Here is a 24,387-nt window from a genome sequence, read left to right as displayed (position 1 = left end):
AGGCTGTTGCAAAACAGCCTACGACCTCACGCCTGGGAAGGCGCAACCGCGGATCAATCAAGTCGGGCTTTGACACGGCGAGAGAAATACCGGGCCCGGGTCTGCACCGGGGTGAGCCAGGCAGCCAAAGCAGACTCCGATCTCAGACACGTGCGCGCACGCAATCGAGCGTGTCTGCGATTGGTCGCGACGCACCCGGACTCGTGCGAATTCAGTGCCGCGTTCGAGCGATCGGTGTCCGGGTCGGTCGACGATTTTGGATCGAATTGGACGCTTTTTTGGTCGCGCGCGATGCATGCGAGTCGGGTGTTTCGGTGTGCCGATCGTGCGCTCTGCCAGAAGTCATGGCGGTCGAAAGTCATGGCTGAACGCGCGTTCACCAGTCCGGAAGTAATGGTCTCAAGCCATTGATTTAAAAGCTTTCGGACAAATTTCGTCGGCCTGTTCGACAAACATCGCACAGGTTTCGGGCCAATTTCCTGACGCGTGTTTCGACTCCGGCTGCAATGGCCTCCAGCTACAACGGAGGTACCTATGTTGCTCAATGAAACGATGTTGACGAGCGGGCAGGCGCAAGCGATTCAGGACGGTCTCGATCGCCTGCCGCAAATTCAGGCGATCCTGATGAAAGGCGATGGTGCCTTGAAGGTGCCGGGCGGCCACCTGGTGTTGGTGCTCTCGATTTCGGGAGGCTTGCGTGTCCATGCCGGCGAAGGGCAGTTCAGTCTGCATGCGCGGGAATGGTTGCTTCTTGAGCGCGAAGCTGCACCAACTTTGCAAAGCCGAAGGCGCGATCTCGCATTGGTGTTGGTGCTGAGTGCGCCGGCTTGGCGACTCTTGCATCGAAACGGCAACAGCGAGCCGCTTCCGGGCCGCGGTCGAATGAATCGCGCCATGTTGGCCGTGATCGCCCAGGTGCTGCGTCAGTCTGCCAGTCAGGGTAGCGCCGATTTTTGGCGTCGTGAACCGGTGCTTCGCAGCCTGCTGGCGCAAATCGAGTCGCTGCAGAGCGGTCTTCGCGAACTCGTCAGCCGATGCCCGGGCAAGTCACGCACACGACGCTTCCAGGTGTTGTCTCGCTTGCAGCGTGCCCGGCTCTATGTCGAGGGCAACGCCAATCGCGTTGTTCGAATTGGCGAACTCGCCAATCTGACGAATTTCTCGCACTGGTATTTCACCAAGTCTTTTCATCGCGTTTACGGAATGAGCCCAAAGGATTACGGCATCCAAGTGCGTCTGACCCAAGCTCGGGAACTGCTGCGGGACCCCGCATTGACCGTCAGCGAGGTCGCCGCAGCCTGCGGCTTCGAGAACAACAGCGCCTTTGCGCGAGCGTTCCGAAATTACTACGGGCGCCCCGCATCCGTGCTTCGTGCGGCATTGTGACCGCACGTTGACTGCCGTCCTGAAGTGATCCATGAAGTCGCGTCTTGCTATTTTGCAGGCGAATACAAATTGATGGCCAGCCGCTTTGGCGGCTTCGTACAAGGCCGAAGCGGCCAAGCCGTCAATTGGACAAAGGGGCTGGGCCAGCATGGCATTCGGCGATAACGCCTCTGCTGGCCCTTGACAAGTCTTGGCCGCTTGGTCGCCATCAGCTAGCCTAGTCCTGGATGGGAAAGCAAAGCCGGCTGGCAGCAGTCTGCCCACCTGCCGCGATGACTCGTTCGCGGCGGGGCTCGCCCGACGTGAATTCAATCAGCAGCTACGAATCAGGACTCATCGATGGCCGATCTACTGTGGCAACCAAGTCCCGAACGTGTCGGGCGGGCCAATCTCAGCCGTTTCATTAAGACGATTGCGAGCGAGCTTGATCCCAGCGTGCAGGATTATCCTTCGTTGTACGAGTTTTCAATCCGGCAGCCAGAGAAGTTCTGGACAGCGATCTGGGATTTCTGTGGCATCCGGGCGAGCGGTGATCGTGATCCGGTGTTGGTTGATGCCAACAAGATGCCCGGTGCGTCGTGGTTTCCGAATGTTCGCGTCAACTTTGCCGAGAACCTGCTCCGTTACCGTGATGATCGCCTGGCGATTGTGTTTCGCGGCGAGTCGGGTATCAGCCGGGAGTGGACCTATGCGCAACTGTATGATGAGGTCTCGCGCCTGGCGCAGGCGCTGAGTCAGGAAGGGGTTCGGCCTGGCGATCGCGTGGCGGGCTTCATGCCGAACATCCCCGAAGCGGTCATCGCGATGCTGGCGACCGCAAGTTTGGGTGCGGTTTGGTCGAGTTGCTCGCCGGATTTCGGCACCCAAGGCGTATTGGACCGTTTCGGTCAGATTGAGCCAAAGGTACTGTTTACTGCCGCGAGTTACGCTTACGGCAAGAAGTCATTGGACTGCCTGGAACGGATTCGCGACGTGGCGGCCAAGCTGCCCAGCGTGCAGCGTGTCGTGGTTGCGCCGTATCTCGAAGAACCAGCCACCCTGGCGGCGTTTCCCAATGCCGTTACATGGCGGGCGTTCACCGAGCCATTCCAGGCACAGCCCATCGACTTCGTTCGTCAGAGCTGGTCGGCGCCGCTCTACATTCTCTATTCCAGTGGCACCACGGGCGTACCAAAGTGCATTGTTCATGGCGTCGGCGGCACGTTGATCCAGCACCTCAAAGAGCTCGTGCTGCATGCTGATCTGAAGCGCGAGGACAAACTGTTCTACTACACCACCTGTGGTTGGATGATGTGGAACTGGCTGGTGTCTGGGTTGGCTGTCGGTGCCACCATCGTGCTGTTTGATGGATCGCCATTCCATCCAAAACCGGAAGTCCTGTGGGATCTGGTGGACGAGGTGGGGGTCACCGTGTTCGGCACGAGCGCCAAGTACATCAGCGCCCTCGAGAAGGCGGGTGTGAAGCCACGCGAATCGCACAAGTTGCTGGCCCTGAAGACCGTGCTTTCGACCGGCTCGCCGCTGGCGCCAGAAAGCTTCGACTTTGTCTATCGAGACATCAAGCCGCGGCTGCTGCTGGGCTCGATCTCGGGTGGCACCGATATCGTGTCGTGCTTCGCGCTCGCAGCGCCGATCCTGCCCGTCTACCGTGGTGAGCTCCAATGCCGCGGGCTTGGCATGAAAGTTGAAATCTACGATGAGGACGGCCGAGCGATCCGCGAGACGCCGGGTGAGCTGGTGTGCACGGCACCGTTTCCGTCGATGCCGATTGGGTTCTGGAATGATCCCGATGGCGCCAAATATCGGGCAGCGTACTTCGAGCGCTTCGATAACATTTGGTGTCATGGCGACTGGGCGGAGCTGACCGACCGCGAAGGCATTGTCATCTACGGTCGTTCGGATGCCACTTTGAATCCGGGCGGCGTGCGTATTGGCACTGCCGAAATCTATCGTCAGGTCGAGCGCGTCGAGGACGTGCTCGAATCCCTGTGTATTGGCCAGGATTGGCAGAGCGACGTGCGTGTGGTGTTGTTCGTCCGACTGCGCGAGGGCGTGGTGTTGGATGATGCGCTGGCCGATCGGATCAAGAAAACGATCCGAGACAACACAACGCCGCGGCATGTGCCGGCCAAGATCATTCAAGTGGCCGATATTCCTCGGACGATCTCGGGCAAGATCGTTGAGCTCGCGGTGCGCAATGTTGTTCATGGTCGCCCCGTGCGAAACACGGATGCACTCGCCAATCCCGATGCGTTGAAGCTGTATGCTGATCTGCCTCAGCTGAAGGATTGAGCCATGCGTCTTGTGCATTGTGTGAAGTTAAATCAGGAGCTCGCGGGACTCGGTTTTACCCCCTACCCAGGTGAGCTCGGCAAGCGGATCTTCGAGACGGTGAGTGCCGAGGCGTGGCAGCAGTGGCTCGCGCACCAGACCATGCTGATCAACGAGAATCGCTTGTCGCCGCTCGACCCGAAGGCCAGGACGTATCTCCGCGAGCAAATGGAGGCCTTCTTGTTTGGCGGTGGCGCCGAGCAGCCGGTAGGGTTTGTGGCGCCGGAGTGAGGGTTGTTCGTCCCGGGGTCGAGACTGGCCCCTAGCTGGCCGATAGCTGGATGGTCTCTGGCGCTTTGCTGGAGCCAACTGCCGCGGGATCTTGGCGGGAATCTTGGCAAGCCCGATTCGCAATCTTGGCAGAGCCGCTAGGCCCGAACCAACCTGGCCGCAAGTCTTGTACGCAGCTGAATTTGATCCCGCCGGCACCTGTCCAAATCACCGCTCGTCACCCAGGACTTGATCCGGGGTGGGTTTCAAAATTGAGAAACGCCTTCCTGACCAGTTGCCCAATGCGAACCTTTGGCGTCCGGCGTACCGGCGGCAGGGCGCTGCCACCGCCCAAGCTTGCCCTGATTTCGTCATTTTGGCTGGGGCGCTGCCCCCATTACAATCCGCGGTTTGTCCAGCGAGGAACCAGTTATGGCAATCAAGGTGGGTATCAACGGCTACGGCCGCATCGGCCGCAATATTCTGCGCGCGCTCTATGAAGGCAAGCGCAATGCCGAAATTCAGATTGTTGCGATCAACGATCTGGGTGACGCCGAGACCAACGCCCACCTGACCCGCTTCGACACGGCGCATGGCAAGTTTCCGGGTGAGGTGGGTGTCGATGGCGACCATCTGGTCGTCAACGGCGACCGCATCAAGGTTTATGCCGTGCGGAACCCAGCCGAGATTCCGTGGGGCGCGCACGACGTCGACGTGGTGCTCGAATGCACCGGATTGTTCACCAGCAAAGCCAAGGCTTCTGGCCATCTGGCTGGCGGCGCCAAGAAGGTCATCATCTCGGCCCCGGGCGAGGCGGATGTCGATGCGACGGTCGTTTTCGGCGTCAACCACCACACGCTGAAGGCTGAGCACACCGTCATCTCGAATGCCTCGTGCACGACCAACTGCCTGGCACCGCTCGCCAAAGTGCTGCACGAGAAGATCGGCATTGTGCATGGTCAGATGACGACGATTCACGCTTACACCAACGATCAAGTGCTGACCGATGTGTTCCACAAGGACCTGCGTCGCGCCCGTTCGGCCACGATGAGCCAGATCCCGACCAAGACCGGTGCAGCCGCTGCCGTTGGCCTGGTGCTGCCGGAGCTGAATGGCCGGCTCGACGGCTTCGCGATGCGCGTGCCAACGATCAACGTGTCCGTCGTTGATCTGAGCTTTGTGGCCGCGCGCCCGACCAGCAAGGAAGAAATCGATGCGGCGGTCAAGGAAGCCTCCGAAGGCGCCCTGAAGGGCATTCTCGGCTTCAACAAGGCGCCGTTGGTGTCGGTGGACTTCAATCATGATCCGCGCAGCTCGATCTACGACGCGACGCTGACCAAGGTCATGGGCGGCACGCTGGTCAAAGTCCTGTCGTGGTACGACAACGAATGGGGCTTCTCGAACCGCATGCTGGACACCACGCTCGCGTTGATGAAAGCCTGATCGTTGTCGATTGTGATACCCAAAGAACGGCCTGCTTCGGCAGGCCGTTCTTGTTCGCGCGTGAATTGGTGGTTGGTAGCGCGCCAATCGTGGTGGCGGCGTCAGTCATTCGCGCATTCCAATGGCGGCAAATTGCCGAATGGTCAAGTTGAGGCACTAGGAATTGCCGGGGACTGATTTCACAATGCGGTGAGTCGATCCGGCAGCAACGTTGCGGTGCAGCGATACCGGGCGAGTCTGCAAGTCCATGCCCCGGCAAGCGCGACAGCTGGCGGTTGGATTCGCGCGAACTTGTGGTGTTTCAACTTGTGAGTCGATGGCGCCGAGTCCGGACCGGTGCGTAACGGAGTGTGGGTCTGATCGTCCGGTCTGGACTGACTCAGGTTGGGCGTCACGATTGGAATTCTGAACTAGGAGTGGTCTGGAAATGCTCAAACAAATTGCTTTGTGTGCAGCGATGTTCGTGGCGGTAACGGGTGCTCATGCCGAAGACACGCCCGCGGCGGCGTCTGATTTTGACTCGAGCATCATGGTGACCTTGCTGGACATGAAGGCGCCGACCGCTGATCGACACACTGCGTTAGCGGCGTTGAAGCAACACGCTGAAGCCGGCAACTCGTTTGCGATGTACGACCTCGGGAGCCTGGTGCACCAGACGCGCTTCAAGGACGACGCGGTCATTCGGCCAGACCCAGGTGCTGCGTTGATGTGGTTGACCCGCGCCTTTGACAATGGTCGCTTTACGGCGGCGTTCAAACTTGCCACGGTGCATCGTGAACTCGGGGACCACTTGGAAGCCATGGCCTGGCTGCAGGTGTACACCTATTACTGGAAAGGTGGTAATCGAACTGCGCAACGTTCGTTGCCAACGTCTGGCGCGGCAGCCTGGTTGATGGCCCGACTGCAGGCAGAACTGAAATCGGTCCCAGAAGAATCGATTCGGCAGCGAACGATTGCATTGCTGGAAGCGCATGGCACGAAGTTTGAGCAAGCCCCAGCGACTCCAAGCGACAGCGCCGAGGGCTGCGACGTGCGCCCACCGCCGAAAGGCTTTCGTTTCGACGGCTCGCGCCGCCATGACCCCTCGATCGTCGAACTCGTTGCCAGAATTGCTCCCGATGGTAGTGCATCGGAATCGTTCGTCATGGATTCGGTTCCAGATCCAATGGCCGCAAAGATGGCGCGTCAATTCGCGTTTGCGATTCGTTGTCCGGAAGTGTCGGCGGACAGCCCAGAACGGCATGCCTTCATCCTCTTCAACTATCGAGGCACCGATCCCTATCGCTCTCGCGGGCGTGAGAGTCGGTCTGAGTAGTCGTTCTCATGGCGCGTCCGGCGGCGTTGTTGAAACTTTGGTGTTTCAGCCCGGACAATGAGTGACCGGCGACAAATCAAACTCACCCCGGATCAAGTCCGGGGTGACGAGAGGGGGATTGGGAGTCATTGGGCAACCGCTCCTGCCAAGCATCTGAAGCAGCGGTTCGGGCCGCGAAAGGCACCCTTACGATTCGTCACCCCGGACTTGATCCGGGGTGGGGTTCAAGCTTGCGGCAGTCTGACCCATCGATTGCTGACATTCAGCCAAGCTACTGTGGGTCTCCCATTGCTGACGCGGGTCAGCACAAACGGGGTGTCCCTGTGCCTGCGGTCATCAGCTACAAAGGACGCCTGCGCCGATGCCGCTCCAAATACTGGCTCGACGTTTTCCCACCGCTTGTTCGGCGAGTCAGAACGATACGGTCATTCCGGGCCGTGCCAACTCGACTTCGGCGTGAAACTGCTCACGGAGTTTCAGAGCGAGCACCTCCCGCGCCGGATCTTCGCCATGCACCAAATACACGGGCGGTTTTGACCCGAAGTGGCCGTACCACTCCAGCAAACCGGCCTGGTCGGCATGCGCGGACAACCCGCCGACGGTATGCAGCTGTGCCTGAACGCGAATGCGCTCGCCGAAGATGTTGACGAATTTCGCGCCGTCGACGAGCTCCCGCCCCAGCGTGCCATGGGCCTGATAGCCCGGGAAGATCACGTGAGTGCTGTCCCGCCACAGGTGATGCTTCAGGTGATGGCGAATACGGCCGCCATTGCACATGCCGGAACCGGCAATGATGATTTGGCCACCTTTGGTTTCGTTGAGTCGGCGCGACTCGTCGACGCTCGCAATGAAGCGCAAGTTCGGAAGCTTGAACGGGTTCAGCTTGTTTTGCCAGATGTGCTTGGCTTCTTCATCGAACAAGTCTTGGTGGTCGTCGTAGACCTTGGTGACCTTGTCTGCCATGGGGCTGTCGATCGCAATCTGCATCCGATCCAGGCCCCATTCCTCAAAATTCTGCGCAAACCAGTACAGAATTTCCTGGGTACGGCCCACCGAAAATGCGGGAATCAACACCATGCCCGGCCGCTGATGAACCGTTTCGAAGATCTGGCCAAGTTCGGCAATCGTGTCGGTGCGGGCTCGATGCAGCCGATCACCGTAGGTGCTTTCCAGCATGACCAAGTCGGCGTCGGTCACCGTAGTTGGATCGCGCAGAATCGGCGTACCCTTCGGGCCAATGTCGCCTGAGAACACGAGCTTCTTGGTCTGACCGTCCTCGTCAGCATGCACCTCGACAATCGCTGCGCCAATAATGTGGCCTGCATCGCGGAGCCGCACGCGCACGTTCGGTACCGGCTCGAACCATTGGTCGTACGCGTGGCCCTTGAGTTGATGCAGCACATCGCGCACATCATCCTCGTCATACACGGGCTCAATCGGTTTCATGCCGCGCCGCGCGCGTCGTTTGTTCTCGTATTCGACGTCCTGAGCCGCAAGGCGAGCGGAGTCTTCGAGCATGATTTTGGACAACGACTTGGTTGCATACTGCGTATGAATATCGCCTTTGTAACCGCGCTTTCTGAGCAGCGGCAAGCGGCCGACATGGTCAATGTGCGCATGCGACAGAATCATCGTGTCCAAATTCCGCGTGTCGAATGCGAATCGTTCGCCGTTGCGGCGAGCCTCGTCGCGCCCGCCCTGGATCATGCCGCAGTCGAGCAGAATCCGGTGGCCCGCCGCCTCGACCAGATGACAGGATCCCGTCACTTCGCCAGCTGCACCAAAGAACGAGACTTTCATGGGGATTCCTCAAATAGGAGGCGAGGGGTCGGTCGGTACGGATTTCCAGGCAAACCGGTTATGACCGGTATGCTCAAGATAGTCCAACCATTTGGCGAAGAACGCATTGCGCTGCAATCGATAACGCATGACCTTGGGCCCCGGCGCATCGCGGCCGAGCGCATGCTCCAGGCGACTGCCGAAGTAGCAGGTCACCACCTCGGCGAGGCGGGCATCGCGATAGAGCCGGATATGCGCCGATGGGTCGAGCTGACCGCTCTGCGGATCAATCATCGCGTAGCTGAGCTTCATCTCAACGGTGTACGGCGCGCGTTCGACGACGTCGAGCAACACGGGCATGCCTACGTTGCCTTCGGACTGGTGCCGGCCAAGCGGCAAATGGTCAGGGCCCAGGATTCGAGTCAGCGACCAATAGTTGTGGGCGTACAAGCCCATCAGATTGCCAAACCGGCTCTGTCTGGGTAGTGCAGTGGAATCAGAGTGAATCAACATGCAGCGATGGTAACGCGAAGATCAAAAAGCAACAGACTTCCCGGATGGCCCGGAAGCGACTATAGTTTCAAGGCGTGCTGACCATGTTGCGCCGGGGCCGTTTGTGCTCGTCACGGGCGAACGTGGAGGTCGGCGAAAATTGCGGTCACCGCATCAGCATCTTTTGCGTAGTAGTACTCGACCGGCGCGTAGAACAACACAAAGTTCAACCGCTGGCGCCGCTCCAGCATCAAGACGTGACCCTTGTACGTGAGCCCGTTTGGCGACCGCAAATCCAAGTCGAATTGATAGGTGGTAAAGCCATCGCGCTCACCAGGTTGCAGGTTGCTTGCTGAAACGTTCGCAAAGCCAATCTGCGCCAGACCGTCCACCATCAGATCGCGGAGTTCATTCGGATCCATGCCCGTCCGATAGAACGCGCCATCGGGATTCCAGCGGTTCTGTCGGCCATAGCCAAAGATGTGCTCCTTGTCGCGAATGTTCGTGATGAACGTCAGCCGGTTCAGCAAAGCACCATCGATGGTCCAGGTTTCGTTGCCGAGGCCGCGAAACCGTGCCCACTCAATAGGCGAGCGAACTTCGAAGATGCGCTGCACTTTGACCGGTTCATTTGGACGGACGAGCCCGGGTGTGCCACTGCAGGCGGCGAGTCCAAGGAACACGGCGGCCAAGGCCACCCATTGGGGCGCAATCAGTCTAGTCTTCCAGAGCACGGGCTGGCTCCTTCATCAGGTGTTCGATCAGCGCGCGATCATCCGCATCGGGGCGGGTGTGCAGATAATCGGCAAATGCCTGGTTGGCGGCGGTCTGGTCTTGAATGCGGCGATACGCGTAGCCCAGATCACGCAGTGTCACCGTTGGGTGGCCGGGCAGGTCAAGCGCCGCCAAGTAGGCATCGATTGCGCGCTTGTCGTCGCCGGGCGCGCGTCGCTTGCGAAACACTTCGCCGCGGAAGTAGGCGAGCAGTCCAGGATTCGGAAACCCGTCGCGATTTGCCAAGCGGTCCAGCAGCACCAGCGTTTGCGGATAGTTTCGCCGTTGCACTTCGTCGGCGAGCCACGTGGTCAGAAACGGTCGCATCGCCGTTTCATAGGACTCGGAGCCAAGTTCTGAGCCGTGTGCCGGCAGCGACTCGGCCTCCAGTCGCAGCGTGGTCAGGCGTTCATCGGTCGCCGGGTGCGTCGCAAAGATCGATGACGGCTTGTGGCGGTCGCGCGCATTTTCTTCGGCCAGTAGCGCCTGCCAGAGCTTCCAGCCTTGGCTCGGGTCATAGCCCAGGGCGACGGAGCGTTCGAAGCCGTGCAGATCGGATTCACGCTCATGGTCACGACTGTATTTGAACAAGGTCGCGTAAGCCGCCAGCAGCGCGACATCGAAGGCATCGCCGGCACTGGCACTGGGGCTCCGTGCGGCGATCAACTGCAGCAGGCTGAGGGCGTTGGCGGTGTTCTTGGTGCGCCGCCATTGTTTGATCGAGTGTTGCCCAAGGAAGTGGCCGATTTCGTGGCCCAACACAAAGCCCAGCTGGGCTTCGTTTTCAGCACGGAGCAAGGCGCCGGTCCACACCTGCATCATGCCATTCGGCGCCATGCTCGCATTGAAGTAGGGGCGGCGCACAATGTAGACACGGATGTCTTTGCAGTAGTCGCCGGCATACCGGCATACCAGCTGCTGTACATATTGGTTCAAAGCCGGATCGCGAATCAGCAACGGCGACTTCTGCAAGGCGCGTTCCGACTCTTCCAGGGCATCCCATAGCCCGCCCTCATCAGTATTCTCGGCGGGTGTGTCGCCTGGGCTCATGTCGCGCAATGGCGCGCTGGCGCATCCGGCCAGTACGACCACCGCGAGCATGACCAAGCAACCGCGGCGCAGTCGACTCATAGCGGCATCCCTTTCAGCAGTTTGTCGGCGGTTTCGCGCGTCCCTTTCGGGTCGCGCAGATCGCCTAGGGAATCACTCATGACGTTGAACCAGACGACATCGCCGGTATGCAGGTCCACCAGCGTCGCGATGCCGTATTGCTGGCCGCCTTGCAGAATGCCCAATTGCAATACCGCCGCCGCGATCATCAGCGCGGCACGTCCGCCGCTCGTGTAGCTGTCTCTGACGATCACATTCAGCATGTAGTCGGCACCGGTGGCATCGCGGATCGCCGCCACGCCGGGGCCAAGTGTCCAGCTCAGTGCCTTCTTGCGCGCAACGCCGCGCGTGGGCAGCGGCACGTGCAGGTAACTGTGCGTGTAGATCGTGTTGATGACGGCTTCGTTGAGCGCCAGGACTTGCCGAATCTGTGCGTCGGTATCGAGTTCCGGCGGCACCCGATATTCGGGTTTCAGCGCCGCCTGGCGGGCGCGGAGGATGTCATGGATCGCCGCCGGTAGGTCGCGGCGTGCGGCCCGGGTCCAATCGGCCCGAGGCTCCATCAGGCCACTGGCTTGCATTTCGTAGAGCTGGATGCTCGGCTCGACCAGGACGACCGACTTGCCGCTCAGGTCGCGGGCGACTTCAAACTCGGCATCGGTGCGCATGTGCGACGACGAGCAAGCCGAAACGGCCAGTACGACGAGCGGCAAGGTCAAACGGAAAACGGTCCGCAGCAACATCACTCAGGGCTCCCGTGGATTGGGCAGATCGCCAGGCTTCCCGGATTATGCCCAGGATGCGGTGCCCCTGATCACTATCGGCCCCAAAATCGTGACGGCTACCGTTCATGATGTCTGCTGCAAGCCAGCAAATCGTCATGAGCCGGGCGAGGGCAGGGTGTTATCATTTCAGGGCTAAGCAGTTGGAATACCGGCTTGTTTGCCGCCGCCGGCCGCGAAACCGGCGTTACTTGATCCCTGGACTTGGAGTCATCGATGTTGAAGCTCGCCGAACGAATGGGCCGTGCCAAACCCAGCGCCATCATGCTGGTTGCCGAAAAAGCCAAGAAACTCAAGGCGGAAGGCCGCGACATCATCAGTTTCTCGATCGGTGTGCCCAATTTCCTGCCGGGTGATCACGTGTACACGGCTGCCCGCGACTCACTCGCCAAGGACAGCGGCAGCTATGGCTCGAACCGCGGGCCCGATGCGTTGCTCGATGCGTTTCTGAAGCACCTGCAAGAAGGTGGCTTTGAAGGTTACGAGCGCAAGCACGTCGCCACGGGCATCGGTGCCAAGCAGGTGCTGTTTAACGTCATGTACGCCCTGCTGAATGAGGGCGATGAAATCCTGATTCCGACGCCTTATTGGACGAGCTACCTGGATATCGCCGATATTTTGGGTGCCCGCTCTAAATTGCTGTATTGCAGCCCGGAACAGCACTACAAGCTGACGGCGGCGCAACTCGAAGCGGCGATCACGCCCGAAACCAAGGTGCTGCTGTTCAACAACCCGTCGAATCCGACCGGCATGGTGTACACGCACGAGGAAGTGCGGGCTTTGGCCGACGTGCTCGTCAAGCACAAGATCTGGGTCATCTCGGACGACATTTACAACCGCATGATCTTTGATGGTCTAGGCTATGCGCACCTCGTCAAGGCGCGTCCCGAATTGAAGGATCGCGTGATCCTGATCGACTCGTTGTCGAAGACCTACGGCATGCCGGGCTGGCGTATGGGCTTTGTCGCGGGTCCGGTGGAAGTCGCTCAGGCGATTGTCACGCTGAACTCGAACCACATTACGAACGTGCCGGAAGTGGTCAATGCCGCGGCGGTTGCGGCCCTCACGGGCCCGCAGGATGTGCCGGTGCTAAAGAACAAGGAATTCGAAGCCAAGCGCGATCTGGTCATGGCCGCACTGGGCAAGTGCCCGGGCGTGATCTGCCCGAAGCCGCAGGGCGCGTTCTACGTGTTTCCGGACATTTCAGTCAGTTATGGCAAATCGCACCAGGGCAAGCTGATCCAGAACGACGTCGACTTCTGCAATGCGCTGCTCGACGCGAAAGGCGTGGCCTGCGTGCCGGGCTCCGCATTCGGTGAACCGCGCGCGATCCGCATCAGCTACACCTGCCCGAGCGCGCAGTTGCCGGACGGTCTGCAGCGCATTGTCGACTTCTTCGCTGAATTGGCCTGATGCCCCGAGCGATCGGTTGGTTGGTATTGTTCTTGGCCCTGGCACTCGGTGGCTGCGGCAAGAAGCCAGTGTTGCCGGAAGCGGCGCAAGAACTGACCAAAGGTCACCGCGTGGTGCTGCTCAGCGCCACGTGGTGCGGCTATTGCGATCGCTTGCGCGCCGATTTCAACCAGGCGGGTATCGCGTTCCAGGAGTGGGATGTCGAGCACTCCGAGACAGGCGCAGCGCTGCGGTCGGAGTTGGGCGGTGGCCTGACCGTCCCGGTCACGTTGATCGATCATCAGGCCTTCTACGGCTATCAGCCAGACACCATCATCGCCCGTGCCCGGGCCGGCGATTGAGCAGCCGCTCAGGCGGAGCCTGCTACCATCGGCCAATTCGGTTTTTTAACCAGTCCGTTTCTTTGACCTGCCTGTTTGCCTTAAGAGGAACACCATGAAAAAGCCAGTACGAGTTGCAGTGACCGGCGCCGCCGGCCAGATCGGTTATTCCCTGATTTATCGGATCGCCGCGGGCGAAATGCTTGGCAAGGATCAGCCGGTCATTCTGCAAATGCTCGAACTGCCGATGGACAAGGCGCAGGCTGCGCTGAAAGGCTGCATGATGGAACTCGAAGATTGCGCGTTCCCGCTGCTCGCCGGCATGGTGGGCACGTCCGACCCGAAAGAAGCGTTCAAGGACGCCGATTACGCGCTGCTCGTTGGCGCCCGCCCACGCGGTCCGGGCATGGAGCGCAAAGACTTGCTGATGGAGAACGCCAAGATTTTCATCGAGCAGGGTCGCGCCCTGGATGAAGCGGCGAGTCGCGACATCCGTGTGCTGGTGGTCGGCAATCCGGCGAACACCAACGCATCTATTGCGATGAAGTCCGCGCCGTCGTTGCCGAAGAAGAACTTCACCGCCATGCTGCGGCTCGACCACAACCGCGCGCTGAGCCAACTCGCGGCCAAAGCGTCGGTGCCGGTTGCCGATATTGACAAGCTGGTGGTCTGGGGCAACCACAGCCCAACCATGTATCCAGACTACCGTTTTGCAACGGTTGGCGGTGCTTCGCTCAAAGACAAGATCAACGATGAAGCCTGGAATCGCGAAACGTTCATTCCGAAAGTCGGCAAGCGCGGTGCGGCCATTATTGAAGCGCGTGGGTTGTCGTCGGCGGCTTCGGCGGCCAATGCGGCGATCGACCATATGCGTGACTGGGCGCTCGGCACGAACGGCAAGTGGGTGACGATGGGAATTCCGTCCGATGGCAGCTACGGCATTCCGGTCGACATCATGTACGGATTCCCGGTGGTTTGCGCGAATGGCGAATACACCATGGTGCGCGACCTGCCGATCGACGACTATTCGCGCACGATGATGGACAAGACGCTCGCCGAACTCCAGGAAGAGCAGGCGGGCGTGGCGTCGATGCTGGCCTGATCGGGCGGTTCGGACTGGCAGCGGCCCCTGGGTGCGCTGCCGGTTTGTCGCTCAGACTTGGCCGTCAGTTCATTTGGCGCAGGCAACTATTGGCAGGTCAAGCGGAGTATCAAGAATGGGTCGGATTATCTTTCTGGTGTTGGTGGTGGCAGTGATCATTGCCCTGTTTCTGCCGGATTCCCGAAGTTCGGGCGAGAAAGTGCCGCCAGCAGTCCGCAGCCAACTGCAAGGTCACCAGGTGGTGGTGCTGAGCGCCGAGTGGTGCGGCTATTGCAAGCAACTCAAACGCGACCTGCGCGACGCGAAGATCCCTTTCAAAATGCTGGACGTGGAGACCACGGCGCTGGGTCGACAGGTTGCCGACGAGTTGGATGTGGCTGGCCTGCCAACCACGATTGTTGGTGACGAGATCATTGTGGGCTATGAGCCGGACGACATTATCGATCTGGCCCGCGCGCTGCCGCCCGCGTCGATCTAGGCTTCTGGGTGGTTGTTGGCGCGAGCACTGACACGGGCCGCACGTTCAGCGTGCTGATGGCACACTATGGGGCTTGCCTAACCTGATGGCGCCGCTGGGAGTTCGGCGACGCGTCCTTTTTCGATGAGGAGCCGTTCATGAGTACATCCGCTGGCCAACACTTTCGTCAGGCGCTGCGCGACGAGTCGCCGCTGCAGATCATTGGTGCGATCAATGCCAATCACGCGCTGCTCGCGAAGCGCGCCGGATTTCGAGCGATCTATCTGTCAGGTGGCGGTGTCGCCGCGGGCTCGCTTGGCATGCCTGACCTCGGTATCAACACGATGGACGACGTGCTGATCGATTGCCGACGCATTACTGACGTTTGTGATCTGCCGCTGCTCGTTGATATCGATACCGGTTTTGGTCCGAGCGCATTCAATATCGCGCGCACGATCAAGTCACTGATCAAATCTGGTGCGGCGGCCTGCCATATCGAAGACCAGGTGGGCGCGAAGCGATGTGGTCATCGGCCGGGCAAGGAAATTGTCAGCACGGATGAAATGGTCGACCGCGTCAAGGCCGCCGCCGATGCGCGCACTGATGCGGGGTTCTTTCTGATCGCGCGTACCGATGCGATTGCCGTGGCCGGTGTCGACGCGGCCATCGAACGTGCGCAGCGCTGCGTTGAGGCGGGTGCTGATGGCATCTTTGCGGAAGCCGCTTACGATCTGCCGACTTATGAGCGCTTTGTCAAAGCAGTCAATGTGCCCGTACTCGCGAACATCACCGAATTCGGCAAGACGCCGCTGTTCACGCGTGATGAATTGGCGTCCGTTGGTGTGGCAATGCAGCTGTACCCGTTGTCGGCATTCCGCGCGATGAACAAGGCCGCCGAGAATGTTTACAACGCAATTCGGCGCGATGGTCATCAGAAGTCTGTCGTTGACACGATGCAGACCCGCGAAGAACTTTACGATCGGATCGGTTACTACGACTACGAGCGCGCGCTCGACGCGTTATTTGCCAAGAAGGGTTGAGCACACTGCAAGAAATAGTGACTGTCGCCACGCAAGTTCGCACGAAAGACTTGCGGTTCTCGAAACAAGTCACTATAGTTCCGCTTCTGCTGCGGGGTGGAGCAGTCTGGCAGCTCGTCGGGCTCATAACCCGAAGGTCGTAGGTTCAAATCCTGCCCCCGCTACCATCATGAAAGTAAAACGGCGTGTCTCAAACGAGACGCGCCGTTTTCTTTTGGGCGTTATTCGATTGCATCGGGTGCGCGGGGTTGCTTACTCCGCCACGCAATCCATTCGGTCGCTCGAACCACTGGCGCTCTTGTAATCCAGTGCAATGACGAGCTCACCGCGATCGTTCTTGCCGCGAACGCTGACGCCAAGAATCGTCCAGCCATCGGGCAGCCCGGCCAGTTCGGGTTCGCCGTCATCGATTGTCATATCGCCGATATCGATCAGGCCGCCGCCTGAGGTCAGCTTATGGCATCGGTAGTCGCCATCCGGTACCGAACCGGACGCCACTTGCGACGCGCTGCCGGCATTCTTAGTCTGTCCCTGCTGGTTCGCGTTGCCGGAGCTGCCGCGCGGTCGGATCTGATTGGCGCTCATCCGGGTATCCCAGACGCTCCCATATCCATCAAACGTGACCAGGCAATTGCCCGCTGCATCGGGAGCCTCCAAAACAGTCACCGGATACCAAGTATTGCCCCATTGTCCTTCAATCTTGGCGCCCACTTGGCAGATCTGCGCTGGCGCTGTGGTCGCTACAAACGTTCCCAGCATGGCAAGCGCCAGTCTGGAAGCCATCGATGCGTGTCCAGATTTCACGTACATATGGTCGTCCTTCCCCTGAATGAGGCTGAATCTAGCAGGCCCGAACGGCTCCAAACAGTCGTGCGAATGCGATTTGGGCTCGCTGCGGACTTGCCGCCAACGGCAAATCGGGCTATGATCGCAAAGCCTGAACGACGATTTAGTGCTGCAGCGTGCTGCAAACATTAATTTGCTCGTCACCACATTTTCTGGAAGGGCCTCCGTCGGGGGCCTTTTTAGTTGGCGCAGCGGCTTTGGCCGTGACGAGTCGACCAGAAACTGAACCGTATGGATACGGGCCCTTGGGCCCTTTTTTGTTTTTGGAACCTGGGTTTTTCGGCCTTGGTTTTTGATGAATGTATTGCGAGAGCTGATTGTGAAATCTGAAGAGCTTGAATCATTGCTGAGTCCGGTGATCGCCTCGATCGGCTTGGAGCTGCTCGGGCTCGAATATGTGCCGCATCGTAATAATGCCTTGCTACGCATCTACATCGACGCGATCGAGCGGATCGTCACGATCGAAGATTGTGAAGCGGCCAGTCGCGAAATCTCGGCCACCATGGATGTGCACGATCCGATCACTTCTCGCTACACGCTTGAAGTGTCGTCCCCAGGGCTCGACCGGCCGCTGTTCAAGCCGGCGCACTTTGCGCGGTTTGTTGGCGAACCGGCCAAACTCACCGTCCATGTGCCGGTCAATACGCGCCGCCGGTTTCAAGGACCCATCAAACAGGTTGAGGGCAATACCATCGTCATCGAACAGGATGGCGTGGATGTCAGTATTCAGCACGACAACATCGAGAAGGCTCGTCTCGTGCCGGTCTTCCCGGAACCGAATGACGGTCGAGCGAAGCCCAAGCCGAAAGGCGACCAAGCGCTGCAATCGCCGAAGTCACCGAAAAAACCCAAGGCCTCCTAAGGCTCTTGTCACAAGAACCCTAAGTTACTTTGATGCCGGAAGGCAGCGGAGCATCCCATGAGCAGTAAGGAAATGTTGCTGGTCGTCGAAGCAGTCGCCAATGAAAAAGGCGTGCAGCGCGGCGTGATTTTTGACGCGATGGAAGCGGCCCTCGCCTCGGCGGCGAAAAAGCGCTATCCGGATCAGGACGTGTCGATCCGCGTGTCGATCAATCGCAATACCGGCGACTACGAGACCTTCCGTCGCTGGGAAGTCGTGGCCGACGACGTGGTCATGGAATCGCCCGATCGCATGACGCGTCTGATGGATGCGGTTGACCTGCGAAGCGATTACCAGGTCGGCGAATTTGTCGAAGAACGGATTGAGAACCCAGAGTTCGGTCGCATTGCTGCCCAGGCAGCGAAGCAGGTCATCGTGCAGCGGGTGCGCGAAGCCGAGCGTTCGCAGGTGGTTGATGCGTATCGTGACCGCGTGGGCGAACTCGTAACGGGTATCGTCAAACGCGTCGAGCGCGGCAACGTGTTCCTGGATCTCGGCGGCAATGCCGAAGCGATCATCCCGCGCGACAAGGCGATTGCGCGCGAGAACGTCCGCCCGGGCGATCGTCTGCGCGGCTATCTGCTGGAAATTCGCACCGAAATGCGTGGCCCGCAGTTGGTCGTGTCACGTACGGCCCCTGAGTTCATGATCGAGTTGTTCAAGCTCGAAGTGCCGGAAGTCGGTCAGGGCCTCGTCACCATCATGGGCTGTGCTCGTGACCCAGGTGATCGCGCCAAGATCGCGGTCAAGGCTAACGATCACCGTACCGATCCGATCGGCGCGTGTATCGGTATGCGCGGTTCGCGCGTGCAGGCCGTTTCGAACGAATTGAATGGCGAGCGTGTGGACATCATTCCATGGAATGAAAACCCGGCGCAGTTCGTCATCAACGCCATGGCCCCGGCCGAGGTGCAGTCGATCATCGTTGACGAAGAAAAGCACTCGATGGACGTGGCTGTGTCCGAAGACAAATTGTCGCAGGCGATCGGCCGCGGCGGTCAGAACGTACGGTTGGCCAGCAAATTGTCCGGTTGGCAGTTGAACGTGATGACGCAGGCGCAGATTCAACAGAAGTCGGAAGGCGAGCAGGAAGCCGCCCGCCAGCTGTTCATGGATCGCCTTGAAGTTGACTCCGAAATTGCGTCGATCCTCGTCCAGGAAGGCTTCTCGACCGTGGAAGAGATTGCCTACGTGCCGGAAGCGGAACTGCTGGCGGTGGAAGAGTTCGATGCCGATGTCGTCGAAGAACTCCGCGCCCGCGCCCGCGACGCTCTGCTGACGCAGATGATTGCGGCCGAAGAGGATTTGGAGAAGAACAAACCGGCCGACGATCTGCTGTCACTGGACGGCATGGACGACGCCATCGCCTATGCGCTCGCCGAACGCGGCGTGCGCACCCGCGATGATCTGGCCGACATGGCTGCCGATGAGATCAGCGATATCGAAGGGCTGGATGAAGCCAGCGCCAAGAAGCTGATCATGGCTGCCCGCGCACACTGGTTCGAGTAATTCGCTCGCTACGGACTGCATCAAGCACTACTCGACTCGCCACCAAGGATTCCCATGTCAGACGTTACCGTTCGCCAACTCGCGCAAGTTCTCGGGATGCCAGTCGACAAACTGGTCGAACAGTTTTCGGAAGCCGGCATGAAGGTTTCCGGACCGGATCAGGTGGTCAGCAGCACCGAAAAGGTCAAGTTGCTCGGCTTTCTGCGCCGCACACACGGCAAGAAGGAGGCCAGCCCGACGCCTGAGGCCTCGCCAAAACAGATTACGCTGAAGCGCAAGCAAGTCAGCGAAATCACCGTGTCCGCCGGGGCTGCCCGAGGCAAGACCGTCAACATCGAAGTGCGCCAGAAGCGTACGTATGTGAAGCGGAACGAAATCGACGAGCAGGAGCAGCCGGTCAGCGAAGAGCGCGAGCACGCGCTTCGCTTGTTGGCCGAATCGAAGGCCAAGCAGGAAGTTGAGCTGAAGCGTCTGCGCGACATGGACGATAAGCAGCGTGCAGTCGAGGACGCGAAACGTCGCGAAGAAGACGCGAAGCGTGCAGCGATCGAAGCCGAACGTCGCGCTGAGGAAGCGGCGAAGGAAGCACAACGCTTGGCCGAAGTCGAAGCCGCGCGCCTTGCTGCGGAAGAAGAAGCGCGCTCGAAGAAGCCCGCCGATGGCAAGGCTGCGAAGGTCGAAGAGAAGAAAGCACACCCACCGAAAGTTGAGCGGCCGCCAGAAAAGGCACCGCCGAAAAAAGATGGCGCCGAGCCGCCGCATCGCCACAAAGGCAATCGCGGCAGTCATCGTATGCAATTGGATGAGGCGAGCGAAGAGGATTTTGGCGGCGCCAGCCGCTTCCTGGCCGGCGAGTTGCATCTCTCTGGCGATCACGCGCGCCGCACGAAAAAACGCCCTCGCGGCAAGGAAATGCCGCGCCATGTGCCGGCAGGTACGTTCTCCCGGCCTACGGCGCCGGTCACTCGTGAGATCGCCATTGGCGAATCAATCACCGTCGCTGATCTCGCCAATAAGCTGGCCCTGAAGGGCTCAGAAGTGGTCAAGGCGCTATTCAAAATGGGCGTTATGGCTACTATCAATCAAACAATTGACCACGAAACTGCGGTGCTGGTCGTCGAAGAACTCGGGCACAAAGCCAGCAAGGCGACCGGGAAAGACGCCGAATCGGTGCTTGCTGCGGTGCAGGCCGGCAATACTGCGGATCAGGAATCCCGTCCGCCGATCGTGACCATCATGGGTCACGTCGACCACGGCAAGACCTCGCTGCTCGACTACATTCGCCGCACTAAAGTGGCTGCCGGCGAAGCTGGCGGTATCACCCAGCACATCGGTGCTTATCATGTGAAGACGCCGAAGGGCGTGATCACCTTCCTCGACACCCCGGGCCATGCCGCGTTTACCGCGATGCGTGCTCGCGGTGCGCGCCTCACCGACATCGTCGTGTTGGTGGTTGCCGCTGACGACGGCGTGATGCCGCAGACGCTCGAAGCCATTCAGCACGCCAAGGCAGCGAACGTGCCGCTGATCGTGGCGATCAACAAGATGGACAAGCCGGACGCGCTGCCTGAGCGCGTCAAGCAAGGACTCATTCAGCACGAGGTCGTGCCCGAAGAGTACGGCGGTGAGACGCAATGCGTACCGGTGTCGGCCAAGACGGGTATGGGCGTCGACGATCTGCTCGATGGCATTCTGTTGCAGGCCGAAGTGATGGAATTGAAGGCTGCGAGCGAAGGCCGCGCGAGCGGTATCGTTGTGGAGTCCAGTCTCGACAAGGGCCGCGGCCCGGTTGCCACCGTGCTCGTCCAGCGCGGCACGCTGCGTAAGGGCGACTTCCTGGTGTGCGGGGTGCAGTACGGCCGCATGCGCGCCATGTTCAACGAAGTCGGTCAGCAGATCGCCGAAGCTGGTCCGTCGATTCCGGTTGTAGTTCTTGGTTTGTCGGGTGTGCCCGAGGCGGGCGATGACTTCATCGTCGTGGCTGATGAGCGCCTCGCGAAGGAAGTGGCCGCGCAGCGCGAACAGAAGAAACGTGAGACGCGATTGGTCAAGACGGGCGCAACGAAGCTCGAGGACATGTTCTCGCAGATGGCAGCGGGCGAGATGCGCGTGCTGAACCTGGTCGTTAAGGCCGACGTGCAAGGATCGGTCGAAGCACTGCGCGACGCGCTGGTGAATCTGTCCAACGACAGCATCAGGATCAACGTCATTGCGTCGGGGGTTGGTGGGATCACCGAATCGGACGCCACGCTCGCGGCGGCGTCGAAGGCAGTCGTCATCGGCTTCAACGTGCGTGCCGATGGCACCGCGCGCAAGATCATCACCGAGAATGGTCTGGATCTCCGCTACTTCTCGATCATCTATGACGTAATCGATCAGGTGAAGCAGGTTGCGTCCGGACTGCTCGGCAAGGAAATTCGCGAGGAGATCATTGGCGTGGCGCAGGTTCGCGATGTGTTCCGCTCGTCCAAGTTTGGTCAGATCGCGGGCTGCATGGTCATCGAGGGCAACGTCAAGCGCAACAAGCCGATCCGCGTGCTGCGTGATAACGTGGTGATCTTCGAAGGCGAGCTCGAATCGCTCCGGCGCTTCAAGGAAGCTGTTGAAGATGTCCGCAACGGCATGGAGTGCGGTATCGGCGTCAAGCAATACAACGACGTGCGCGCTGGCGATCAGATCGAGTGCTTCGAGCGCATCGAAGTTGCCCGCTCGCTGTAATGAACAGGCACTGGCGGTTCGCCGCCAGTTGGCCTTAGGAGTCCGTCATGGGTCACGCCAATTTCTCTCGCACTGATCGCATTTCCTCCATGCTACGCCGAGAGCTCGGCAGCTTGGTGCACGAAGCTGTGCGCAATGGCCTGCTGCCGTCGGTGTCGGTGTCCGATGTCGAGATCACCCGTGATCTGGCGCACGCCAACGTGTTCCTGACCGCGCTCGTGCGCGAGCAGGGATTGGCGGCCATCAAAGACCTGAATGCCAATTCTTGGGAGTTCCGGAAAGAACTGGCGCGGCGCGTGACGATGCGCACCGTGCCGGAATTGCATTTCCGATACGACGAATCGGTGGATCGCGGTGAGCGCATTGACGCGTTGCTGCGCGCACCGGTCGTGCCGGTGTTTGCCGAGCGCGCACCAGCCAAGAAGTCGGCCAAGAAGCCCGGAGCGAAAAAAGTCGCGGGGACGAAAGCGTCTGCTGCGAAAGCGCCCGCCAAGAAAGCTGTTGGTCCGGCAAAGACGGCGGCAGCCAAGAAAGCGCCGGCCAAGAAGGTGGTCGCCAAACAGGGCCGCGCGGCCGATTGAGGTGGGTCATGGGCGATGCCTGCCTGCCAAAACGCTTGACGCTGAATCGCCTGAAGTCGGGTGCGCGGTTTAGGCCCATTGATTCGCGTGTCGCACCTTACCCATGCTTAAGGGGGCACCCTTGAAAACGGGTGTGCTCCTGCTCGACAAGCCGTCCGGCTGGACATCGAACGCCGCGTTGCAGCGCGTGCGAAAGCTCTATCACGTCGACAAGGCCGGCCACGGCGGCACGCTCGATCCCATGGCCGAAGGCCTCTTGCCGGTGTTCTTGGGTGAGGCCACGCGCTATGCCGGCTTCGTGCTGAGCGAGCGCAAAGCTTATATCGCGACCGTCCGATTTGGCACCGAAACACACACGGCTGATCGCGAGGGGGACGTTACGCGCACTGCTCCGCTACCCGAGATCAACGACAACCTGCTGGCAGAAACGCTCGCGCGCTTCGTTGGGCAGATTGTTCAGCGACCGCCGGTGTATTCGGCGATCAAACAGAAGGGGTTGCCGCTCTATACCTGGGCGCGGATGGGCATGGATGTGCTCGCGCCCGAGCGGACGGTGACGATCCATTCGTTGCGTTTGATTTCCCGCAGCACGACGGCATCCGAGCCGCCACGATTGCAGGAACTGAAATTTGAAGTGGACTGCGGTAGTGGTACCTACATTCGAAGTCTTGCTGAGGACATCGGCAGGGCGCTTGGCAGTGCCGCGCATCTGTTTGCGCTTCGGCGCACCCGTGTCGGTGGCTTCGACAGCTTTCGTATTCACACGTTGGAAGCTGTTGACCGATGCAGCGATGCGGATCGTCCCGGCATGCTGACGCCTATTGAACAGGCACTGCTGCATCTGCCAGCAATCAACCTGCAAGCCGATGAAGTCGAACGCCTGATTCGTGGTCAGCGCTTCTCGATTCGGGATGAACGAATCACCGCGGGCCCAAGTCGACTCGTGGCACCCGATGGCGGGTTTCTGGGGCTCGGTCAGCTCGATCCAAAGAAGATTCTGCGCGTCATCCGCCTGATGCCGACCGAGGCTCGGATGGGAATCGCCGACTGATTGGCGCTGCTGGCCCGTTCGCCGGCGCTTGAGTTGAAGCTGTCGGATTGACCACCAGATTGCGTATTCCTTTGGCATCTGCATGATCGGCCGTGGTTGCCGTCCGTCCTTGAGCAGGGACGCGCTGCCACCGCAACATGCCAAGACCCACGCCCAACCGGACCATACGCCGCATGTACCGAGACCAGCAGTTCCAAGTTGATGATCCAGAGGTGATTCGCGCGTTCATTGACGCCAATCCGTTCGCAACGTTGGTCGCTGTCGATGCGGCCGGCCGTGTTGCCGCCACCCATCTGCCGGTGCTGATTGAGCAATTTGGCACGCCAACCATATTTCGCTGTCACCTGATGCGCGACACCGACCATTGGCATGCCGTGACACAAGCACAGGAAGTGTTCGTCTCGTTCCTTGGGCCGGACGCACCTATTCTGGCGAGTTGGCAGTCAACGATGCGCTTTGGCGGGACTTGGAACTACCAAGTGGTGCACGCCCGCGCTCAACCTGTGCCAAGAGATGCTGACACGCTCGTGCGCCATTTGAAGACGTTGAAGGATCGGTTTGAAGTGAGTCCGGGACACCGATTCGAACATCTGCCGGAAGGTTACGTCGCCGCACTGACACCCATGATTCAGTGCTTTGATCTGGTCGTCACTGAGCTGCAATGCTTGTTCAAGCTGAGTCAGAACCGCAGCGATACCGAGTTCAAGCAAACGGTTGCTGCGCTGACCGCGCAAGGGGGCAAATCCCAATTGCTCGCAGACGCCATGTTGGCATGGCAGGCAACGCGTGGCGCTGAACGTCGGTGATGGGGTCTCGCTCGGCACACC

21 protein-coding genes, 1 tRNA gene and 1 pseudogene are annotated in these 24,387 nt (G+C 59.9%); 17 read left to right on the top strand and 6 right to left on the bottom strand.

What is annotated here, in order from left to right; genetic code table 11:
- Positions 1 to 534 precede the first annotated feature (534 nt).
- The 5 genes from C7S18_RS10730 to C7S18_RS10710 all read left to right on the top strand — a co-directional run bounded on the left by C7S18_RS10730 (position 535) and on the right by C7S18_RS10710 (position 6,685).
- On the top strand, positions 535 to 1,386 hold the full coding sequence (locus C7S18_RS10730; protein ID WP_106891562.1) for a helix-turn-helix transcriptional regulator: 852 nt from the start codon (positions 535 to 537) through the stop codon (positions 1,384 to 1,386).
- Positions 1,387 to 1,725: 339 nt separating this feature from the next.
- Complete coding sequence (locus C7S18_RS10725) at positions 1,726 to 3,678, top strand: acetoacetate--CoA ligase (protein ID WP_106891561.1); 1,953 nt, start codon at positions 1,726 to 1,728, stop codon at positions 3,676 to 3,678.
- Between the two features lie 3 nt (positions 3,679 to 3,681).
- Entirely contained in the window at positions 3,682 to 3,948 is a 267-nt protein-coding gene (locus tag C7S18_RS10720) for an oxidative damage protection protein (RefSeq protein ID WP_106891560.1), read from the top strand.
- 411 nt (positions 3,949 to 4,359) lie between these two features.
- Positions 4,360 to 5,370, top strand: coding sequence for a type I glyceraldehyde-3-phosphate dehydrogenase (gene gap / locus C7S18_RS10715; RefSeq protein WP_106891559.1), 1,011 nt, complete (start codon positions 4,360 to 4,362; stop codon positions 5,368 to 5,370).
- Positions 5,371 to 5,797: 427 nt separating this feature from the next.
- On the top strand, positions 5,798 to 6,685 hold the full coding sequence (locus C7S18_RS10710) for an SEL1-like repeat protein (RefSeq protein ID WP_106891558.1): 888 nt from the start codon (positions 5,798 to 5,800) through the stop codon (positions 6,683 to 6,685).
- Between the two features lie 411 nt (positions 6,686 to 7,096).
- Here the strand turns inward: C7S18_RS10710 and C7S18_RS10705 are convergent, their stop codons facing one another.
- From C7S18_RS10705 to C7S18_RS10685, 5 genes are all read right to left on the bottom strand, one after another.
- Complete coding sequence (locus tag C7S18_RS10705; protein WP_106891557.1) at positions 7,097 to 8,485, bottom strand: MBL fold metallo-hydrolase RNA specificity domain-containing protein; 1,389 nt, start codon at positions 8,483 to 8,485, stop codon at positions 7,097 to 7,099.
- 9 nt (positions 8,486 to 8,494) lie between these two features.
- Positions 8,495 to 8,977 (bottom strand): DUF1249 domain-containing protein, encoded by a 483-nt coding sequence (locus tag C7S18_RS10700; protein WP_106891556.1) that lies wholly within the window; start codon positions 8,975 to 8,977, stop codon positions 8,495 to 8,497.
- A gap of 110 nt (positions 8,978 to 9,087) precedes the next feature.
- On the bottom strand, positions 9,088 to 9,690 hold the full coding sequence (locus tag C7S18_RS10695; RefSeq protein ID WP_146151873.1) for a hypothetical protein: 603 nt from the start codon (positions 9,688 to 9,690) through the stop codon (positions 9,088 to 9,090).
- Positions 9,674 to 10,861 (bottom strand): M48 family metallopeptidase, encoded by a 1,188-nt coding sequence (locus tag C7S18_RS10690; protein WP_106891554.1) that lies wholly within the window; start codon positions 10,859 to 10,861, stop codon positions 9,674 to 9,676. The genes C7S18_RS10695 and C7S18_RS10690 overlap by 17 nt, the downstream gene beginning before the upstream one ends.
- Positions 10,858 to 11,583 carry a hypothetical protein gene (locus C7S18_RS10685; protein ID WP_146151872.1) on the bottom strand — a complete coding sequence of 242 codons (726 nt, stop codon included), beginning with the start codon at positions 11,581 to 11,583 and terminating at the stop codon, positions 10,858 to 10,860. The genes C7S18_RS10690 and C7S18_RS10685 overlap by 4 nt, the downstream gene beginning before the upstream one ends.
- Before the next feature lie 255 nt (positions 11,584 to 11,838).
- Here C7S18_RS10685 and C7S18_RS10675 point away from each other — a divergent pair, with 255 nt between their 5' ends.
- The 6 genes from C7S18_RS10675 (at position 11,839) to C7S18_RS10650 (ending at position 16,121) form a co-directional block, all read left to right on the top strand.
- Positions 11,839 to 13,035 (top strand): pyridoxal phosphate-dependent aminotransferase, encoded by a 1,197-nt coding sequence (locus C7S18_RS10675; RefSeq protein WP_106891551.1) that lies wholly within the window; start codon positions 11,839 to 11,841, stop codon positions 13,033 to 13,035.
- Positions 13,035 to 13,376, top strand: coding sequence for a glutaredoxin domain-containing protein (locus C7S18_RS10670; RefSeq protein WP_106891550.1), 342 nt, complete (start codon positions 13,035 to 13,037; stop codon positions 13,374 to 13,376). Before C7S18_RS10675 ends, C7S18_RS10670 begins: the two co-directional genes overlap by 1 nt.
- A 94-nt stretch (positions 13,377 to 13,470) precedes the next feature.
- Positions 13,471 to 14,457: a malate dehydrogenase gene (locus tag C7S18_RS10665; RefSeq protein WP_106891549.1), complete on the top strand. Its 987-nt coding sequence runs from the start codon at positions 13,471 to 13,473 to the stop codon at positions 14,455 to 14,457.
- A gap of 115 nt (positions 14,458 to 14,572) precedes the next feature.
- Positions 14,573 to 14,935: a glutaredoxin family protein gene (locus C7S18_RS10660; protein ID WP_106891548.1), complete on the top strand. Its 363-nt coding sequence runs from the start codon at positions 14,573 to 14,575 to the stop codon at positions 14,933 to 14,935.
- A 137-nt stretch (positions 14,936 to 15,072) separates the two neighbouring features.
- Positions 15,073 to 15,954, top strand: a complete 882-nt coding sequence (prpB, locus tag C7S18_RS10655; RefSeq protein WP_106891547.1) for a methylisocitrate lyase — start codon at positions 15,073 to 15,075, stop codon at positions 15,952 to 15,954.
- Positions 15,955 to 16,044: 90 nt separating this feature from the next.
- A tRNA-Met gene (locus tag C7S18_RS10650) sits at positions 16,045 to 16,121 on the top strand.
- Positions 16,122 to 16,206: 85 nt separating this feature from the next.
- On the opposite strand, the gene C7S18_RS10645 is transcribed toward C7S18_RS10650, so the two are convergent.
- Positions 16,207 to 16,737, bottom strand: a complete 531-nt coding sequence (locus C7S18_RS10645; RefSeq protein WP_146151871.1) for an MBT domain-containing protein — start codon at positions 16,735 to 16,737, stop codon at positions 16,207 to 16,209.
- 358 nt (positions 16,738 to 17,095) lie between these two features.
- Between C7S18_RS10645 and rimP the strand changes: the two genes are divergently transcribed.
- The 6 genes and pseudogenes from rimP (at position 17,096) to C7S18_RS10615 (ending at position 24,366) form a co-directional block, all read left to right on the top strand.
- Positions 17,096 to 17,662 (top strand): ribosome maturation factor RimP, encoded by a 567-nt coding sequence (gene rimP / locus C7S18_RS10640; RefSeq protein ID WP_106891545.1) that lies wholly within the window; start codon positions 17,096 to 17,098, stop codon positions 17,660 to 17,662.
- A gap of 57 nt (positions 17,663 to 17,719) precedes the next feature.
- Entirely contained in the window at positions 17,720 to 19,210 is a 1,491-nt protein-coding gene (gene nusA / locus C7S18_RS10635) for a transcription termination factor NusA (RefSeq protein ID WP_106891544.1), read from the top strand.
- A 54-nt stretch (positions 19,211 to 19,264) separates the two neighbouring features.
- Positions 19,265 to 21,928 (top strand): translation initiation factor IF-2, encoded by a 2,664-nt coding sequence (infB, locus tag C7S18_RS10630; protein WP_106891543.1) that lies wholly within the window; start codon positions 19,265 to 19,267, stop codon positions 21,926 to 21,928.
- A 47-nt stretch (positions 21,929 to 21,975) separates the two neighbouring features.
- Positions 21,976 to 22,308 (top strand): annotated as a pseudogene (gene rbfA / locus C7S18_RS24715) (30S ribosome-binding factor RbfA); the annotation flags it as partial.
- Positions 22,309 to 22,612: 304 nt separating this feature from the next.
- A complete protein-coding gene (truB, locus tag C7S18_RS10620) occupies positions 22,613 to 23,560 on the top strand; it encodes a tRNA pseudouridine(55) synthase TruB (RefSeq protein WP_106891542.1) in 948 nt (315 codons plus the stop codon).
- A gap of 173 nt (positions 23,561 to 23,733) precedes the next feature.
- Positions 23,734 to 24,366 (top strand): FMN-binding negative transcriptional regulator, encoded by a 633-nt coding sequence (locus C7S18_RS10615; protein ID WP_170113220.1) that lies wholly within the window; start codon positions 23,734 to 23,736, stop codon positions 24,364 to 24,366.
- Positions 24,367 to 24,387: the final 21 nt, after the last annotated feature.

Source organism: Ahniella affigens, assembly GCF_003015185.1.
Taxonomy (GTDB): Bacteria; Pseudomonadota; Gammaproteobacteria; order Xanthomonadales; family Ahniellaceae; genus Ahniella; species Ahniella affigens.
The sequence above is the reverse complement of the archived record's forward strand: the minus strand, read 5'-3'. Positions and strand labels throughout refer to the sequence as shown.